At 53.5% G+C, this 18,142-nt stretch carries 19 protein-coding genes; 14 read left to right on the top strand and 5 right to left on the bottom strand.

What is annotated here, in order from left to right; genetic code table 11:
* Positions 1-11: 11 nt before the first annotated feature.
* A complete protein-coding gene (locus tag HU143_RS21590) occupies positions 12-995 on the bottom strand; it encodes a TRAP transporter substrate-binding protein (RefSeq protein ID WP_023227081.1) in 984 nt (327 codons plus the stop codon).
* A gap of 328 nt (positions 996-1,323) precedes the next feature.
* On the opposite strand from HU143_RS21590, the gene sodA reads away from it, so the two are divergent.
* The 3 genes from sodA (at position 1,324) to HU143_RS21575 (ending at position 3,110) form a co-directional block, all read left to right on the top strand.
* A complete protein-coding gene (gene sodA, locus HU143_RS21585; RefSeq protein ID WP_000122635.1) occupies positions 1,324-1,944 on the top strand; it encodes a superoxide dismutase [Mn] in 621 nt (206 codons plus the stop codon).
* 69 nt (positions 1,945-2,013) lie between these two features.
* Positions 2,014-2,703 (top strand): 6-hydroxyaminopurine reductase, encoded by a 690-nt coding sequence (gene yiiM / locus HU143_RS21580; RefSeq protein ID WP_000559225.1) that lies wholly within the window; start codon positions 2,014-2,016, stop codon positions 2,701-2,703.
* A gap of 11 nt (positions 2,704-2,714) precedes the next feature.
* The gene (locus HU143_RS21575; RefSeq protein ID WP_000133441.1) at positions 2,715-3,110 is read left to right on the top strand and encodes a nuclear transport factor 2 family protein; all 396 of its coding nucleotides are present in this window, start codon (positions 2,715-2,717) and stop codon (positions 3,108-3,110) included.
* A 50-nt stretch (positions 3,111-3,160) separates the two neighbouring features.
* Here HU143_RS21575 and cpxA read toward each other — a convergent pair whose 3' ends face one another.
* Together cpxA and cpxR are read right to left on the bottom strand one after the other, a co-directional pair.
* On the bottom strand, positions 3,161-4,534 hold the full coding sequence (gene cpxA, locus HU143_RS21570) for an envelope stress sensor histidine kinase CpxA (protein WP_000580402.1): 1,374 nt from the start codon (positions 4,532-4,534) through the stop codon (positions 3,161-3,163).
* Entirely contained in the window at positions 4,531-5,229 is a 699-nt protein-coding gene (cpxR, locus tag HU143_RS21565; RefSeq protein ID WP_001033731.1) for an envelope stress response regulator transcription factor CpxR, read from the bottom strand. The genes cpxA and cpxR overlap by 4 nt, the downstream gene beginning before the upstream one ends.
* Positions 5,230-5,379: 150 nt before the next feature.
* Here cpxR and cpxP point away from each other — a divergent pair, with 150 nt between their 5' ends.
* From cpxP to HU143_RS21515, 10 genes are all read left to right on the top strand, one after another.
* A complete protein-coding gene (cpxP, locus tag HU143_RS21560; protein ID WP_001233463.1) occupies positions 5,380-5,880 on the top strand; it encodes a cell-envelope stress modulator CpxP in 501 nt (166 codons plus the stop codon).
* Between the two features lie 147 nt (positions 5,881-6,027).
* The gene (fieF, locus tag HU143_RS21555; protein WP_001077321.1) at positions 6,028-6,930 is read left to right on the top strand and encodes a CDF family cation-efflux transporter FieF; all 903 of its coding nucleotides are present in this window, start codon (positions 6,028-6,030) and stop codon (positions 6,928-6,930) included.
* Positions 6,931-7,114: 184 nt separating this feature from the next.
* Entirely contained in the window at positions 7,115-8,077 is a 963-nt protein-coding gene (gene pfkA / locus HU143_RS21550) for a 6-phosphofructokinase (protein ID WP_000591793.1), read from the top strand.
* Between the two features lie 203 nt (positions 8,078-8,280).
* Positions 8,281-9,270, top strand: coding sequence for a sulfate ABC transporter substrate-binding protein (locus HU143_RS21545; RefSeq protein ID WP_064441829.1), 990 nt, complete (start codon positions 8,281-8,283; stop codon positions 9,268-9,270).
* A 100-nt stretch (positions 9,271-9,370) separates the two neighbouring features.
* Positions 9,371-10,126, top strand: coding sequence for a CDP-diacylglycerol diphosphatase (locus HU143_RS21540; RefSeq protein ID WP_000750756.1), 756 nt, complete (start codon positions 9,371-9,373; stop codon positions 10,124-10,126).
* 264 nt (positions 10,127-10,390) lie between these two features.
* Positions 10,391-11,725 carry an MFS transporter gene (locus HU143_RS21535; protein WP_023227082.1) on the top strand — a complete coding sequence of 445 codons (1,335 nt, stop codon included), beginning with the start codon at positions 10,391-10,393 and terminating at the stop codon, positions 11,723-11,725.
* A gap of 10 nt (positions 11,726-11,735) precedes the next feature.
* The gene (locus tag HU143_RS21530; RefSeq protein ID WP_000646490.1) at positions 11,736-12,695 is read left to right on the top strand and encodes an aminoimidazole riboside kinase; all 960 of its coding nucleotides are present in this window, start codon (positions 11,736-11,738) and stop codon (positions 12,693-12,695) included.
* A gap of 9 nt (positions 12,696-12,704) precedes the next feature.
* Positions 12,705-13,745, top strand: a complete 1,041-nt coding sequence (locus HU143_RS21525) for an ADP-ribosylglycohydrolase family protein (RefSeq protein WP_000557882.1) — start codon at positions 12,705-12,707, stop codon at positions 13,743-13,745.
* Between the two features lie 62 nt (positions 13,746-13,807).
* On the top strand, positions 13,808-14,530 hold the full coding sequence (locus HU143_RS21520; RefSeq protein WP_023227083.1) for a GntR family transcriptional regulator: 723 nt from the start codon (positions 13,808-13,810) through the stop codon (positions 14,528-14,530).
* A gap of 97 nt (positions 14,531-14,627) precedes the next feature.
* Positions 14,628-15,932 (top strand): SLC13 family permease, encoded by a 1,305-nt coding sequence (locus HU143_RS21515; RefSeq protein WP_023227084.1) that lies wholly within the window; start codon positions 14,628-14,630, stop codon positions 15,930-15,932.
* A gap of 109 nt (positions 15,933-16,041) precedes the next feature.
* Here HU143_RS21515 and tpiA read toward each other — a convergent pair whose 3' ends face one another.
* Together tpiA and HU143_RS21505 are read right to left on the bottom strand one after the other, a co-directional pair.
* On the bottom strand, positions 16,042-16,809 hold the full coding sequence (gene tpiA, locus HU143_RS21510; protein ID WP_017441865.1) for a triose-phosphate isomerase: 768 nt from the start codon (positions 16,807-16,809) through the stop codon (positions 16,042-16,044).
* Between the two features lie 112 nt (positions 16,810-16,921).
* Positions 16,922-17,518, bottom strand: a complete 597-nt coding sequence (locus HU143_RS21505) for a YiiQ family protein (RefSeq protein WP_000802242.1) — start codon at positions 17,516-17,518, stop codon at positions 16,922-16,924.
* 100 nt (positions 17,519-17,618) lie between these two features.
* On the opposite strand from HU143_RS21505, the gene HU143_RS21500 reads away from it, so the two are divergent.
* Positions 17,619-18,047 carry a DUF805 domain-containing protein gene (locus HU143_RS21500; RefSeq protein WP_023227086.1) on the top strand — a complete coding sequence of 143 codons (429 nt, stop codon included), beginning with the start codon at positions 17,619-17,621 and terminating at the stop codon, positions 18,045-18,047.
* The last annotated feature ends 95 nt before the right edge of the window (positions 18,048-18,142 follow it).

The raw sequence follows: 18,142 nt of genomic DNA, 5'->3' as shown, positions 1-18,142 counted from the left end.
TCCTGATTAGATTAATTTTTTGCTGTCTGGATACGTTGATACAGGCCGTAAAGCCGCGGCTTGTTTTTCAGGCCGTCGTAAATAGGCTGTACCGCCTCCTGGAAGGGTTTTTTGTCGATCTCGTAGAATTCAACGTTGAAATCTTTTACCGCCGCCAGCCTGGTTTTCTCTATTTCCTTGTCCCATGCGGCTTTCTCAAATTCGATCGACGCCTTGATGGCGGCTTCGACGATGCGCTGCTGTTCCGGCGTCAGCTTTTCCAGCGTGAGGGTACTCATTAGCAGGATATCGGGAATGCGGGTGTGCATATCGTAGGTGTAATAACGGGCGACTTCGCCGTGGCGGGCGATGGTGAGAGCGAACTCATTGTTTTCCGCGCCGTCGAGAATGCCTTGTTGTAACGAGGTATAGACCTCCGCCTGGCTCATGGCGATGGGCGAAGCGCCCAGCAGTTTGAGGGTTTGGATCGCCGTCTCACTCTGCATGACGCGGATCTTTTTCCCGCGTAAATCCTCAATGCGTTTAACCGGCGCTTTGCTCATATAAAAATTACGCGCGCCGGAATCATACCAGCCTACGCCGACAAACCCCTGCGCGGCGGTGGACTGATAAACAGGCTCCATCACCTGCGGGTTATCCATTACGCGGTAGTATTCCTCGACGGTGGCAAACAGGTAGGGAAGTGAGAACACGCCGTACTCAGGCGAAAAACTCTCCATCAGCCCGGACGACACTTTAGTGATGTCGACGACGCCGACCTGCGTCAACTCCACCAGTTCGCGCTCGCCGCCAAGCTGTCCGTCCGGGAAGTACTGTACTTTGATATCGCCGCCCGTTTTCTCTTCCACTTGCTGCCCCAGGAAGTGCAACGCATCTTTTACCGGCTGGCTATTTTCAGCGTAGGCCAGGCGCAAAATGGTTTCGCCGTGGGAGAAGAAAGAGAGTGTGGAGAGTAAGGCCAACGTAGCCAGACGTATAAAACCAGGTTGCTTCATGATTCCCTCGCAATTGTAATAATTTACCGGGAATGTAATTGCAGTGTGAAATTATAACCTTCTTGATTTTGCCACCGCTGACAAAATTTGGCACCAAAAGAAAGATTTTGAAACCCTGTTTCACATTTCATGATTTCCAGGAATTCATCAACAGGCGGTTTCGGTTGGAGGCGTAAAAAACGGTTTTTTTCAGCGGATGCCGTAACGTTTATAACCCTGGAAAAAGTACGGCATTGATAATCATTTTCAATATCATTTAATTAACTATAATGAACCAACTGCTTACGCGGCGTTAACACTGTGCCGCTCGACAATAATGGAGATGATTATGAGTTATACACTGCCATCCCTGCCGTACGCTTATGATGCACTGGAACCGCACTTCGATAAGCAGACGATGGAGATTCACCACACCAAACACCATCAAACCTATGTCAACAACGCTAACGCGGCGCTGGAAAACCTGCCTGAGTTTGCCAGCCTGCCGGTTGAAGAACTGATTACTAAACTGGACCAGGTGCCAGCGGACAAAAAAACCGTGCTGCGTAACAACGCGGGCGGCCACGCTAACCACAGCCTGTTCTGGAAAGGGCTGAAAAAAGGCACCACTCTGCAGGGCGACCTGAAAGCGGCTATCGAGCGTGACTTCGGTTCCGTTGACAACTTCAAAGCTGAATTCGAAAAAGCAGCAGCAACCCGTTTCGGTTCCGGCTGGGCGTGGCTGGTGCTGAAAGGTGACAAACTGGCTGTGGTTTCTACCGCAAACCAGGATTCCCCGCTGATGGGTGAAGCCATTTCCGGCGCTTCCGGCTTCCCGATCCTGGGTCTGGACGTGTGGGAACACGCTTACTATCTGAAATTCCAGAACCGCCGCCCGGACTACATCAAAGAGTTCTGGAACGTGGTGAACTGGGACGAAGCAGCAGCGCGTTTCGCCGCTAAAAAATAATTTGCATTGCACGTCTGTAGAAGCGAGTCTGATGACTCGCTTTTTTTGTATCCGCGTAAGGAGCAGCAGATGCATTATCCGGTTGACGTGTTTATTGGCAAAATTCGTGACTATGACGGCAGCCGCCCGAGCGCTATCGCCAAGGTGCAAATCGACGGCGAACTTATGCTGACCGAGCTGGGTCTGGCAGGCGATCAGCAGGCCGAAAAGAAAATCCACGGCGGCCCCGACCGCGCGCTATGCCATTACCCCCGCGAACACTATGCTGATTGGATTCGCCAGTTCCCCGAGCAGGCGACGCTGTTTTGCGCCCCGGCGTTTGGCGAGAATCTGTCGACGGACGGAATGACCGAACACAACGTGTTTATTGGCGACATCTACCGCTGGGGCGAGGCGTTGATCCAGGTCACTCAGCCGCGCTCTCCATGCTTTAAACTTAATTTCCACTTTGCCATCAGCGACATGGCCCTCCTTATGCAGAACAGCGGAAAAACCGGCTGGCTGTATCGGGTCATTGCGCCAGGTAAGGTCTCCAGCGATGCGCCGCTGGAACTGGCGTCGCGTCTGAGCGATGTCTCGGTTCATGAAGCGGGTGTTATCGCCTGGTCTATGCCGTTTGATGACGAACAATATCACCGGCTGTTGAGCGCCGCCGGGCTGTCGGCGAGCTGGAGCCGCACCATGCAAAAGCGTCGTTTGAGCGGCAAAATTGAAGATAGCGCCAGACGACTGTGGGGGGATAAAACTCCGCCAAAATGAAAGGAAGGATTATGACTGAAGCTGAAAATGCGGTGGCGATCGTAAAAGAATTTTTGGTGGCCTCAATGATTCCCGATGCTGAACGCGCCGCAACGTATATGCACCCGGAGGTGAAAATTACCTTCACCGGAGGCCGGGCGATGGCGGGCGCGGCAGATATCGCGCAGTTTAACGGCGCTCGCTACAAGTGGGTGAAGAAGGCGCTGGGCGAGTTTGATGCGGTGCAGCATGATGATTACGTTGTGATTTATTCCAACGGTACGTTGTATGGCGAATGGCCCGACGGTCGCCCGTTTGCCGATAACCGCTTTATCGATCGTTTCGAAGTGCGCGATGGCAAAATTACCCGGATGGACGTGTGGAACGACAGCGCCGAGTGGATTCTGGCGCCAGACATTTCCCGGTAAATCTCGACGGCGAGATAAAAAATCGGCCTGCATTCGCAGGCCGATGGTTTTTAGGTTCGCTTGTACAGCGGTAGCCACAGCGTGAGCCGCAACCCACCCAGCGGGCTATCGTCAGCCTTCACCCAGCCGCGGTGCTGCTGCATGGCGCTTTCGACAATCGCCAGCCCCAGCCCGGTGCCGCCAGACTCGCGGTCGCGCGCCTCATCAGTGCGATAGAACGGACGGAAGATCTGCTCACGGTCTTCAGGGCTGACGCCCGGCCCGTCGTCATCGACCGTGATCGTAATACCGTCTTTATCCACCGAGAAGCCGACTTCAATCTTCGTATGTGAATAGCGCAGCGCATTACGAACAATATTTTCCAGCGCGCTTTCCAGCGCGTTTGGGTTGCCATAGAGCGGCCACGGCCCCGGCGGATAATTTACCGTTAACGACTTGCCCATCTGTTCGGCTTCAAAGGCGGCGTTATCCAGCACTTCGCCCCATAGCTGATTGGCTTTCATCGTTTCGCTGACCAGCGCATTTTTCTGTTGGTTACGCGACATCACCAGCAGGTCATTGATCATGCTGTCCAGACGCTGCGCTTCGGTTTCAATACGCTCCAGCTCTTTGCTTTCGCCGCCACGACGACGCAGCAGCGCGGTACCCAGTTGCAGGCGCGTAAGGGGCGTTCGCAGCTCATGGGAGATGTCTGACAGCAAACGCTGCTGCGAGGTCATCATCCGTTCCAGCGCCGTCACCATCTGGTTAAAACTGGCGCCAGCGGCGAGGAACTCCTGCGGACCCGCCTCCAGCTCCGGATGCTGACGCAGGTTGCCTTGCGCCACTTCATCAGCCGCGTTTTTCAACTTACGCGCCGGTTTCGCCAGACTCCATGCCAGCCATAGCAAGAGCGGCGAACTGACCAGCATCGTGACAATGAGCAACAGGAGCGGGCGGTCAAACAGCAGATTAATAAAATCGGATTGCGAACTGCTGGCCGGTCGAATCAAGTAAAGCTGGTAATTATCCTCTCCGTCGCGAACGGAGAACGGCCCCACCATCTCTACGCGGCCATATTTTTTCTTCTGCGGATGATCGGCGTTATCCGCCTGACCAATGAAGTTACGAATGATCTGCATTTCGCTGCGTTCAGCGCCGATCACGCGTCCTTCAGAGGTCACCAGTAATAACCGCTGTCCAGGCGGCGCCCACTTATCGATCGCGCGGAACAGGCGACGCCACCACATCAGGTCGTTGGGCGGATCGTTCGCAAGTTCAGCTTCTACATGTTGCTCTATCATCAATCCCTGGCGCTGTTCGCTGTCCAGCAGCTCGGTCATCTGGCGTGAATCGAGCTTGGGCAACATCAGTACCAGCATTAGCACCAGCGCCAGCGTCAACCAGAAGATGGCGAAGATGCGCGCGGTTAAACTTCCTATCATGAAGCGGAAACCATCAGATAGCCGCGACCACGCAATGTTTTAAACCACGGGTGACCGTCTTTGCGTTCCGGCAGTTTGCGGCGCAGGTTAGAAATATGCATATCAATGGCGCGATCGAACGGCGTCAGGCGCTTACCCAGCACTTCCTGACTTAAATGTTCACGGGAAACCACCTGGCCGAGGTGTTGCGCCAGCAAATAGAGCAGGGTGAATTCCGTACCGGTCAGCTCCAGCGTTTGGCCATCGAAACTGGCTTCCTGGCGACCCGGATTAAGGCTTAGCGCATCGACTTCCAGCGTCGGCGAGCCGTTGTCGCTGCTCTGCTGCTGTTCGCTCCAGTGGGAACGGCGCAAAATAGCCCTGATGCGCGCTACCAGCTCGCGGTCGTTAAACGGTTTGGGCAAATAGTCGTCCGCGCCCAGCTCAAGGCCGAGAACGCGATCCAGCTCGCTGCCGCGCGCGGTCAGCATAATGACAGGCGTCTGGTGTGTCTGGCGAAGCGCTTTCAACGTATCGATACCGTTTTTCTTCGGCATCATGACGTCAAGCAAAAGTAAATCGATGCTGTCATCCAAAAGCTCAAGCGCCTGCTCGCCGTCGTGGGCCACCAGGACATTAAAACCTTCCATTTCGAGGAGCTCTTTTAACAGGGAAGTCAGCTCTCGGTCATCATCAACTAACAGGATTTTATTCATTGTTTACGTACCTCCGAGGCAGAAATTACGTCATCAGGCGTCGCTAATCCATGACTTTACGTTGTTTTACACCCCCTGACGCATGTTTGCAGCCCGAATCGTAAACTGTCTCTCGTTGAATCGCGACAGAAAAGATTTTGGGAGCAAGCGATGCGCAAAGTTACCGCTGCTGTTATGGCCTCAACGCTGGCATTCAGTTTTTTAAGCCACGCAGCTGAAGTTGTTACAAGCGATAACTGGCACCCCGGTGACGGGGCCACGCAGCGTAGCGCGCAAAATCATATGTTTGACGGCATAAGTTTAACCGAACATCAGCGTCAGCAGATGCGAGATCTTATGCAACAGGCAAGGCACGAACAGCCTCCTGTTAATGTTAGCGAAATGGAGACAATGCATCGGCTTGTCACCGCAGAAAAATTTGATGAAAGCGCTGTGCGCGCTCAGGCAGAAAAAATGGCGCAAGAGCAGGTTGCCCGCCAGGTCGAAATGGCCCGCGTGCGTAACCAGATGTATCGCCTGTTAACGCCGGAGCAGCAAGCGGTTTTGAATGAAAAGCATCAGCAACGAATGGAGCAACTGCGCGACGTGGCGCAATGGCAAAAAAGTTCATCGTTGAAATTATTGAGTAGTAGCAACTCACGTTCCCAGTAACAACCCTGTTTTCCTTGCCATAGACACCATCCCTGTCTTCCCCCACATGATGTGGGGGTTTTTTTTATCTCCAGTTTGTCATTCTGTTATTAGCTTACTGTTTTAAACCATCCGTTATACTACCGGCAGAAGATAGCGGGAGTATTTATGAATCAAACCTATGGACGGCTGGTTAGCCGGGCGGCTATCGCGGCAACGGCGATGGCATCAGCGTTACTTTTGATCAAAATTTTTGCGTGGTGGTATACGGGATCGGTGAGTATTCTGGCGGCGTTGGTGGACTCGCTGGTGGATATTGCCGCGTCATTGACGAATTTGTTGGTCGTGCGTTATTCGCTGCAACCCGCAGATGATGAACATACGTTTGGTCACGGTAAAGCGGAGTCGCTGGCGGCGCTGGCGCAAAGTATGTTTATTTCCGGTTCGGCGTTGTTTTTGTTTTTGACCAGTATCCAGAATCTGATTAAGCCGACGCCAATGAACGACCCCGGCGTGGGGATTGGCGTTACCGTCATCGCTCTGATATGCACTATTATACTGGTCACGTTTCAGCGCTGGGTGGTACGCAAGACCCAAAGTCAGGCGGTACGGGCGGATATGCTTCATTATCAGTCTGATGTTATGATGAACGGAGCGATTCTTATCGCGCTGGGGTTATCCTGGTACGGTTGGCATCGTGCGGATGCCCTGTTTGCGTTAGGTATCGGCATCTATATTTTGTATAGCGCGTTACGTATGGGGTATGAGGCGGTGCAGTCATTATTGGATCGCGCGCTGCCCGATGCGGAACGACAGGAAATTATTGATATCGTGACGTCATGGCCGGGAGTCAGCGGCGCGCACGATCTCCGCACGCGGCAGTCAGGGCCGACTCGCTTTATTCAGATTCATTTGGAAATGGAAGATAATCTGCCGCTCGTTCAGGCGCATTTTGTGGCTGACCAGGTAGAGCAGGCGATTTTGCGGCGTTTTCCGGGTTCAGATGTCATTATTCATCAGGATCCCTGTTCAGTCGTCCCCAGGGAAGGCAGGAAGTTCGAGCTTGTATAATTGATTGTTAAAAAGTGAGCCAGGCCAGCATTTTGTGTATAAATTACCGCCATTTGGCCTGACCTGAATCAATTCAGCAGGAAGGGATTGTTATACTATCTGTATATTCGTTGGATCGTTTCGAAGTGCGAAATCGGCTTCCGGCAATAGATTTCATTTTGCATTCCAAAGTTCAGAGGTAGTCATGATTAAGAAAATCGGTGTGTTGACAAGCGGCGGTGATGCGCCGGGCATGAACGCGGCAATCCGCGGTGTTGTGCGCGCAGCGTTGACGGAAGGGCTGGAAGTCATGGGCATTTATGACGGCTATCTGGGCCTGTATGAAGATCGTATGGTTCAGCTTGACCGTTACAGCGTATCTGACATGATCAACCGTGGCGGTACTTTCCTCGGTTCCGCCCGTTTCCCGGAATTCCGTGACGAAAATATTCGCGCTGTCGCGATCGAAAACCTGAAAAAACGCGGCATCGATGCGCTGGTAGTTATTGGCGGCGACGGTTCTTATATGGGTGCAAAACGTCTGACTGAAATGGGATTCCCGTGCATCGGTCTGCCAGGCACTATCGATAACGACATCAAAGGCACCGACTACACTATCGGCTACTTCACTGCTCTCGGCACTGTAGTGGAAGCGATTGACCGTCTGCGTGACACCTCCTCTTCTCACCAGCGTATCTCTATCGTTGAGGTGATGGGCCGTTATTGCGGCGATCTGACGTTGGCGGCGGCTATTGCTGGCGGCTGTGAGTTTATCGTGGTGCCGGAAGTTGAATTTAATCGCGAGGATCTGGTGGCCGAAATCAAAGCCGGGATCGCGAAAGGGAAAAAACACGCTATCGTCGCTATCACCGAACATATGTGCGATGTTGACGAACTGGCGCACTTTATTGAAAAAGAAACGGGCCGTGAAACGCGTGCGACGGTGCTCGGCCACATTCAGCGCGGTGGTTCCCCGGTACCTTACGATCGCATTCTGGCTTCCCGTATGGGCGCGTATGCTATTGACCTGCTGCTGGAAGGCCATGGCGGTCGTTGTGTCGGTATCCAGAACGAGCAGCTTGTTCATCATGACATCATCGATGCGATTGAAAACATGAAGCGTCCGTTCAAAAGCGACTGGATGGAGTGCGCGAAAAAACTGTACTGATTGTTTTTGCGCGCCTGATGGCGCTACGCTTATCAGGCCTACAGGTTGCAGAAACGTGTAGGCCGGATTAGGCGCTAGCCGCCATCCGGCAATCCCTCAGATTTATTCCCCGAAGTTATAGCCAATCTTTTTTTATTCTTTAATGTTTGGATCGCTTTCTGGCACGCTTTGCTCATCACAACACAACATAAGCGAGTCGGGCGATGAAAAAGTGGGGCGTGGGATTCACATTATTGCTGGCGTCAACCAGCCTTCTGGCAAAGGATATTCAGTTACTTAACGTATCATACGATCCAACGCGTGAGCTGTACGAGCAGTACAACAAAGCGTTTAGCGCGCACTGGAAGCAGGAAACCGGCGACAACGTCGTGATCCGTCAATCGCACGGCGGTTCGGGTAAACAGGCGACTTCCGTTATTAACGGCATTGAAGCCGATGTCGTGACGCTGGCGCTGGCTTACGATGTGGACGCTATTGCGGAACGTGGTCGTATCGATAAAAACTGGATCAAGCGTCTGCCGGATAACTCAGCACCTTACACCTCCACCATCGTTTTCCTGGTCCTCAAAGGCAATCCAAAACAAATTCATGACTGGAACGATCTGATTAAACCCGGTGTGTCGGTGATTACGCCAAACCCGAAAAGCTCTGGCGGCGCCCGCTGGAACTATCTGGCGGCATGGGGCTACGCCCTGCACCACAACAATAACGATCAGGCCAAAGCGCAGGACTTTGTCAAAGCCCTGTTTAAAAACGTTGAAGTGCTGGACTCCGGCGCGCGCGGCTCAACCAATACTTTCGTTGAACGCGGTATCGGTGATGTGCTGATTGCCTGGGAAAACGAAGCGCTACTGGCGACGAATGAACTGGGTAAAGATAAATTCGAGATAGTGACCCCGAGTGAATCTATTCTCGCAGAGCCGACCGTGTCCGTGGTGGATAAAGTCGTTGAGAAGAAAGGGACGAATGCGGTGGCGGAAGCGTATCTGAAGTATCTCTACTCGCCGGAAGGGCAGGAGATAGCAGCGAAAAACTTCTACCGACCGCGCGATGCTGACGTGGCGAAAAAATACGACGATGCGTTTCCGAAGCTGAAGTTGTTCACCATTGACGAGGTGTTTGGCGGCTGGGCGAAGGCGCAAAAAGATCACTTCGCTAATGGTGGTACGTTCGACCAAATTAGCAAACGCTAAACCGTTTATAAACCCGGTAACGTATTATGTTACCGGGTTTTTTCTTTGCCACAATTTTGCGTTACTCTTCCCCGTCTATGGGTCACAGGGAACGCATATCATGAAAAAAACAGGCTACTTTTTACTGGCGGTGATAGTGATTGTCGCCGCGGCGGGCGTCGGTTACTGGAAATTTTCCGGCAATCCTGATGCATTACGGGAAATCGTGCTTGAACAATGCCTGCCCGATCAGTTACAGCATCAAAACCCAGCGCCTTGCGCGGAAGTCAAACCTCGCGCCGGCTATGTCGTCTTTAAAGATCGTCACGGTCCGTTGCAATATTTATTGATGCCCACCTACCGTATCAACGGTACGGAAAGCCCGCTATTGCTGGAACCCGCTACGCCCAACTTTTTCTGGCTGGCCTGGCAGGCTCGCGGCTATATGAGTAAAAAATACGGGCATGATATTCCGGATAGCGCGGTCTCGCTGGCGATTAATTCGCGGCTTGGTCGTTCACAGGACCATTTGCATATCCATATTTCTTGCATCCGTCCTGACGTTCGGGAACAACTGGATAACGATCTCACGCGTATCAGCACTCGCTGGCTTCCGCTACCGGGCGACCTGATGGGGCATGAATACCTGGCGCGCCGGGTAACCGAGAGCGAACTGGCGCAGCGTAGTCCGTTTATGATGCTGGCGGAAGAGGTGCCGGAAGCGCGCGATCATATGGGACGCTATGCGCTGGCGGTGGTACGCCAAAGCGATGGCTCTTTTGTCCTGCTGGCGACCGAGCGTAATTTACTGACCTTCAATCGCGCATCGGCGGAAGAGATTCAGGATCATAGTTGCGCCATTTTGTCTTCCCGCTGATTTTCGTTACACCCCCTGCTCATTATCTTATTGATTCTTATCCCGGTTTAAAACTGGGGTAAGATCGTGTCTATAAAAATATGTGAAACCGATCAAAAGATATAAAGGTATACCTTTATATCTTTTGATGGTTAGTTACACTCTCTTCATAGCCTCCATAGATTGTCTGGTGGATGGCTTATATATAAAAACGTTTTTATTTCATGTAGTGACATCATTAATTGTTCACCAGATTTGCGCTGTTAAGCGTAAAGGAATATCAACATGAAACTTTCTATCGTGGAAAAAATCGGCTTCGGCGCGGGAGATATGGCGATAAACGTTGTGATTATCGCCATGCAGCTGCTCCTCGCCTATTTCTATACCGATATCTACGGCCTGAGCGCCGCTGATGTTGGCGTACTGTTTGTGGTTGTGCGGATGATTGATGCCATTATCGATCCGGCCATGGGGGTTCTGACCGATAAACTGAATACGCGCTGGGGACGTTATCGCCCGTGGCTGCTGTGGTTTGCCATTCCTTTTGGTTTCGCCGTGTATTTGATGTTTATTACGCCTGACATGGCTTATATGGCCAAGCTGGCGTGGGCCTATGGCACCTATATTCTTATGACCCTGGTCTATACCGCGATCACCATTCCCTATATTTCGATGATTGGCGTGATTACCAGCGATCCCGTCGAACGGTTAAGCGCCAACGGCTATCGCTTTGTGATGACCAAGATTGCCGCTTTCCTGGTGACTATCGTCGTACCGATGCTTGCCGTCTGGCTGGGGCAGGGCAACAAGGCGCTGGGTTATCAGTTTTCGATGGGGCTGATGGGGGCGATGGGCGCCTTGCTGTTTATCTTCTGTTTTCTTACCACGCGTGAACGCAGCGAGCCGGAAATTACCTCGCTATCGGTGGGGAAACAGTTTAAATACCTGTTACGTAACGATCAGTGGATTATTCTCGGCGTTGTTATTCTGCTGCTGATGTGCGGTTATGTTATTCGCGGTTCCGTTGCCGCTTATTACGCCAAGTATTATCTGAACGGCGGAGATAGCCTGATTTCACCCTTCCTGACTACCGGCGTCGTTGCCTCTATTTTAGCGATGATCGCCACCACCTGGATAACTAAATTCTGGGACAAAATTAAGATGTTCCGCTACACCCAGATTATTACTTTTATCCTGAGCGCGCTGATGTATTTCTCCGTCGGGCGTGAAAATCTTGTCCTCGCCTTTGCGTTCTATTTTCTTATTAATTTCTTCTGCGATATGCAAATGCCGGTGTTCTGGTCCTCTATCGCCGAAGCGGTGGATTACGGCGAAAAGAAAACCGGTCTGCGCGTTTCCGGGTTGGCGTTTGGCGGCATCCTCTTCTTCCAGAAGTTTGGGATGGGGATCGCGGGCGGGATACTCGGATTCCTGCTGAGCCACTTTGGCTATCAGGCCGATGTTGAACAGACCGCACGTTCGCTCACCGGTATTGCGCTGATGATGACGCTCATTCCGGCTCTGTTCCACCTTGCGGTTGGGCTGCTTATGAAAAAGTATCTGATTAACAACGAATATTATCGTGATATTCAGCTCGCCCTGGCGCAGAAGCAGGCATAAGGAGGCGCAAATGAAGGCCATGAATAAGGTTTGGGTTATCGGCGATGCCTCCGTTGATCTGGTGCCGGAAAAACAGAACAGCTATCTGAAATGCCCCGGCGGAGCGTCGGCGAACGTGGGGGTATGCGTTGCCAGGCTGGGTGGAGAGTGCGGTTTTATTGGCTGTCTTGGCGACGATGACGCCGGTCGCTTCCTGCGCCAGGTTTTCCAGGATAACGGCGTGGATGTCTCTTCGCTGCGGCTGGATGCGGCCCTGACCAGCGCGGTGCTGATCGTTAACCTGACGGCTGATGGGGAGCGTAGTTTTACCTATCTGGTGCATCCGGGGGCTGATACCTACGTTTCGCCACAGGATTTGCCGCCGTTCAGGCAGCACGAATGGTTTTACTTCAGCTCAATTGGCCTCACCGACAGTCCCGCTCGCGAAGCATGTCTGGAAGGGGCGAGACGCATGCGAGAAGCCGGTGGCTACGTGTTATTCGACGTCAACTTACGCAGCAAGATGTGGCGCAATACCGATGAAATCCCTGAACTGATCGCCCGGTCCGCCGCGTTGGCTTCTATCTGCAAAGTCTCGGCAGATGAGCTGTGCCAGCTCAGCGGGGCCAGTCACTGGCAGGATGCGCGTTATTACCTGCGCGATCTAGGCTGCGACACCACCATCATTTCGCTGGGGGCCGATGGCGCTCTGTTGATTACCGCCGAGGGGGAGTTCCATTTCCCCGCACCGCGCGTCGATGTCGTCGATACCACCGGGGCAGGCGATGCTTTTGTCGGCGGCCTGCTGTTCACCCTTTCCCGCGCAAATTGCTGGGATCATGCCCTGCTGGCGGAAGCCATCAGCAATGCCAATGCCTGCGGCGCTATGGCGGTGACGGCAAAAGGCGCAATGACCGCTTTACCGTTTCCCGACCAGCTAAACACTTTTCTGTCCAGCCATTCGCTGGCACAAGCCATGACCGTGAAATAAGGAGTCATCATGCACGTTGATCAAAACAAAATACTGGGATGCCTGGTTGGCGCCGCCGCCGCGGACGCGATGGGAGCCGCGACGGAAGTACGCACCCAGCAGCAGATAAAAGACTATTTTGGCGGCTGGGTGACGACCTTTCAAAAACCGCCAGCGGACACGTTTGGCCGCTGCAACGAAGCGGGGATGTGCACGGATGATTTTATTCAGGCGAAGTACATTATGGACGCGCTGCTGCGCCATCAACGCCAGGTCAGCGACGAGGCGATGCGCGAGGCTTTTCAGCAGTGGCTGGATTACCCGTACTACGCCAACTTTACCGGCCCGACGACGCGTGCGGCAATGAAGGCAATATTCAATGATAACCGCGCCTCTTTACAGGGTGAGCTGGAAGGCGAAAAACAGTCGGTACAGATTATTAATAAGGGTAACGCGGAGGCAACGAACGGCGCCGCCATGAAGATTTGGCCAGCGGCGGTGCTGCATCCGGGTGATATTGACGCGGCGATTGACTGCGCGCTACAGATTTGCCGCTTTACCCATAATAACGTGCTGGCAATGTCCGGTGCGGCGGCGATGGCGGCGGCAACCAGCGAGGCGTTAAGAGCGCAGACCAATGCAGACAGCATTATTGCTGCCGGTATTTACGGCGCGCAAAGAGGCTATCTGCTGGCGCAGGAGCAAGGGGCGATGATGGTCGCCGGGCCTTCCGTTGCCCGACGCATTGAGCTGGCCGTAGATATCGGTAAACGTCATCGCCATTGGGAAACGGCGGTGGTGGAACTTGCTGATATTATTGGCTCCGGGCTGCACGTGAGTGAAGCGGTTCCCGCGGCCTTTGGCCTGTTCGCGTGTTGTCCGAATTCTGCCGTAGATGCTATTATCTCCGGCGTTAATATCGGCAATGATACTGATACTGTCGCCACCATGGTCGGGGCGATTTCCGGCGCATTCCATGGCGTGGAGGCTTTTCCCGCCGATTATTTAACGACTTTGGATCGTATGAATCATTTCGATTTGGCAGAACTGGCCAGGCAAATCGCAGGGTAGCGACTTCACCCTGCCGGGGACGGTAAAACGTCCCCTGCTGGCGAAGACGTGAGGTGCGCAGCTTGCAGGTTGATAAAACGAGCTTTACTCCGCTTTATAAGCAACTATTTTTTATCATCTGTCAGCAGATCCAAAATGGATCCCTGCCTTTAGGCAGCCAGCTGCCGACGCAAAAAGAGATTGCCAGATCCTACAACGTCTCGCTGATTGTGGTTAAACAGGCCTGGAGCGAATTAATCAATGCGGGCATTATTTCCTCCCAGCGCGGGAGTGGTTCGGTGGTGTGCTCGGTGCCGGAAGGCGTGAGCTACGGGCACACGTTTCGCGGTATTACCCGCGATCTCCAGGACGCCAGCGTGGAGATTGAGAACCGTATTCTGGAAATCGCGCCGCGCCGCGCGCGCGACGCTCAGGCAGACGGCTTGAGCCTGCCCGCACAGCATCACTATCTCTATATTTCGCGTATTCGTTGCCTGAATAACCGTCCGTTTAACCATGAGAAAATTTATCTCGATCTTAGCTTCTTTCCCGATCTGCAACTTACACCGCAGGCGCTGGAGCATACGTCGCTTTATTCGTTATTAAACGTCACAAGCGACTCGGCGATAGAAAAAGTTGAGGCGATTTTACCTTCCGCTGACCTGTGCGAAAAATTGCAAATCGCCGCCAATAAACCGCTGTTATCCGTCGCCAGACAGACGTTTCAGGCCGGGAAGGACAGCCCTTTTGAGTATTGCCGCTATTACGTGCTGTCTGAATACTTTGGTGAAATTCATTATCACTGATCTGTCCGCTTAATCCTGCGATAACCCCACTATATCTGGCGTTTACCTGCCTGACTGTCCGTCGTATTCTTGCTGAAAAAATCGTCAGGAGACAGGTATGTCGCTCTGGTTGCCCTATCCTCTGTTCCTCCCGTCCATCATCGTTGGCGTTACTATCCTTCTGTGGGCGACTTCGCTACTGCCGGAGTTTATGACCGCACTGCTATTTTTTGCTGTGGCGATGATCGCCAAAATCGCGCCGCCGGAGGTGATTTTCGGCGGCTTTGCTTCATCAGCCTTCTGGCTGGTGTTCAGCGGCTTTGTGCTGGGGATCGCGATTCGCAAAACCGGGCTGGCGGACAGGGCGGCGCGGGTGCTTTCGTCGCGGCTCACCGACTCATGGCCGCTGATGGTTGGCAGCGTGGTGCTGCTCAGCTATGCCCTGGCCTTTGTTATGCCTTCAAATATGGGGCGCATTGCGCTGCTGATGCCGATTGTGGCGGCCATGGCGAAACGCGCGGGGATTGAGGATGGCACACGCGGTTGGTATGGGCTGGCGCTGGCGGTGGGATTCGGTACTTTCCAGCTGTCGGCCACCATTTTGCCTGCTAACGTCCCGAATCTGGTGATGAGCGGCGCGGCGGAAGGTTCATACGGCATCCATCTGAATTATGTACCTTATTTACTTCTGCATACGCCGGTGCTCGGTTGGCTAAAAGGGGCGGTACTGATTGCGCTGATATGCTGGCTGTTTCCCGGTAAACCGCATCCGCCGCGCGACATGACGCCGCTGCCGCCGATGAGCCATGATGAGAAGCGCCTGGCATGGCTGCTGGCGGTGGTGTTGACGCTCTGGGTGACTGAAAGCTGGCACGGCGTGGGGCCAGCCTGGACGGGGCTGGCGGCGGCGGTGATAACGCTTCTGCCGCGCGTTGGTTTTATCAACGGCGACGAGTTTTCCAGCGGCGTGAATATCCGTACCTGTATTTACGTCGCCGGGATTCTGGGGCTGGCGATCACCGTCACTCACACGGGTATTGGCAGCGTCGTGGGAAATGCGCTGCTGCATATTATGCCGCTGGATAAAGAGAGTCCGTTTACCAGCTTCCTCGCGCTGACCGGAATTACCAGCGCGCTGAACTTTATTATGACCGCTAATGGCGTACCGGCGCTGTATACCACCTTCGCGCAGAGCTTTTCCGATGCTACCGGTTTTCCACTATTGAGCGCGATCATGATTCAAGTACTGGGGTATTCCACGCCGCTGCTGCCGTATCAGGCGTCACCGATTGTGGTGGCGATGGGACTAGGGAAAGTTCCTGCGCGGGCGGGAATGCTGTTATGTATCGCGCTAGCGGTGGTGAGCTATTTGATTCTGCTGCCGCTGGACTACCTGTGGTATCAGGCGTTGGGGAAACTGTAGCCTGTTCCGCTTGGGGATTTTCCCGGAGGCGGTGCTACGCGCCTGTCCGGGCTACCAGGCGATAACCCCGGTTGCGAAGCGCGACCGGGGAAAGACCCGCTAAAGCGAATTACGCTTTTTTAGCAGCTTCTGCTGCTTTCACGATCACCGCGAAGGCGTCAGCTTTCAGAGAAGCGCCGCCTACCAGCGCGCCGTCGATGTCCGGCTGCGCGAACAGTTCGGCTGCGTTGGAGGCATTAACAGAACCGCCGTACTGGATAATGACCTGTTCAGCGATTTTCGCGTCAGCTTTAGCAATGTGGTCACGGATGAATTTGTGCACTGCCTGCGCCTGCGCAGGAGTTGCAGATTTACCGGTACCGATCGCCCATACGGGTTCGTAAGCGATAACCGCGCCTTCAAAGGCTGCCGCGCCCTGCGTTTTCAGTACCGCGTCGATCTGGCGTGCGCATACTTCTTCTGTTTTGCCCGCTTCGTTTTCCGCTTCGGTTTCACCGATGCACAGTACCGGCGTCAGACCTTGTTCTTTCAGTACGGCGAATTTTTTGGCGATCAGCTCGTCAGATTCTTTGTGATAAGTACGACGCTCGGAGTGGCCGATAATAATGTACTGCGCGCCGATATCCTTCAGCATTTCAGCCGAAGTTTCACCGGTGAATGCGCCAGACAGATTCAGATCAACGTTCTGCGCGCCCAGCATGATGTGGCTGCCGGCAGCAGCGCGTTTCGCCAGATCGATATACATTTCCGGCGGAGCGATTGCCACGTCGCAGCCTGCTACGCCCGTCAGTTCTTTACGCAGGTTAGCCACCAGTTCGTTTACCATGTGGCGGCTGCCGTTCAGTTTCCAGTTACCCATCACTAAAGGATGTCGCATTTCATTTCTCCACGCTTAGTCAGCGAATTAAGGAAGATGGCCGCTCGTCAGAGCAGCATGGTCTGTGAAACAGTATAGAGATTCATCCCCGGAAAGGCTTTGCTTTTTGTCATCAATTCGCCCCTTCCAGATTTTCAGATAACGTCAGCTTAATCGGTTCAACCGCGAAGGTCAGCCCCTTTTCGCCGTTATCTGCGACAACATAACGTACCGCGCCTTCGGTCTCGGCGTAATAGTGTTTACCTTTACCGGCGATAAGCATCTTTTGCAGTTTTTTCTGGCTTTGCTCTTTTGTCAGTAACGGGGCGACAGTGCGAATAATGGCGGCCATATATTCCAGCGCTTTCGCTTTCGCCGCTTTCTGTTCCGGCCCCTGAATGGGCAGCCAGGTAATCTGCATACTTTTCACTTTGAGCGTACCGCGCTCCAGCGCCGTGGAGGCATACAGATTTTCGTTAATCTTACTGGCGGCGCGGGTCAGATTCGCCTTATCGCGGCTATTCTCAATGGCGCGAAATTCATTGAGCGGCAGATCGGGATTCTGGCGGTTAAAGTTCTCACGAAACTGGCTAATAGAAAGATCAAAGGTTGGCGAGCCCGCCAGCAGATAGGGCGCTGTCGTGGTCGATGAAGAGAGCTGCGCGTGCGCCGTTATGCTGGCGGTGAGAGCAGAAAACAACAGTAAAAACAGAGTACATCCTGGCTTCATCAATCTTACCTTTCGTTAGGACTGCTCACGATTAAAACGATAACTGTCGGGCTTGTCAAAAGGGTAAACTGTAGCGGAAGGCAAAATATAAGGAACTTACATGACCATACAGCAATGGTTATTCTCATTTAAAGGGCGTATCGGACGCCGTGATTTCTGGATTTGGATCGGCCTCTGGTTTGCCGCGATGCTGGCGCTATTTTCGCTGGCGGGGAAAAACCTGCTTGATATCCAAACGGCGGCATTTTGCCTGGTGTGCCTGCTGTGGCCGACCGCCGCCGTCATGGTCAAACGTCTGCATGACCGGGGACGCTCCGGCGCGTGGGCGTTGCTAATGATTCTGGCGTGGATGCTGCTGGCCGGAAACTGGGTGATGCTGCCGGGGATGTGGCAGTGGGTCGTCGGGCGATTTATTCCGACGCTGATCCTGGTGATGATGCTTATCGATCTGGGCGCGTTTGTCGGTGTTCAGGGGGAAAATAAGTTTGGGAAAGCGACACAGGACGTGAAGTTTAAAGCAGAACCGTAAACGGGCGGTAAACCGTAATTTGCCCGGTGGCGCTGACGCTTACCGGGCCTACAGATTGGTGATGATTTGCAGGCCGGATAAGCCCTAGCCGCCAT

The organism is Salmonella sp. SJTUF14076 (genome assembly GCF_015534835.1).
In the GTDB taxonomy this organism is placed as follows: Bacteria; Pseudomonadota; Gammaproteobacteria; order Enterobacterales; family Enterobacteriaceae; genus Salmonella; species Salmonella enterica.
This window is presented reverse-complemented; position numbering and strand designations above follow the sequence as displayed.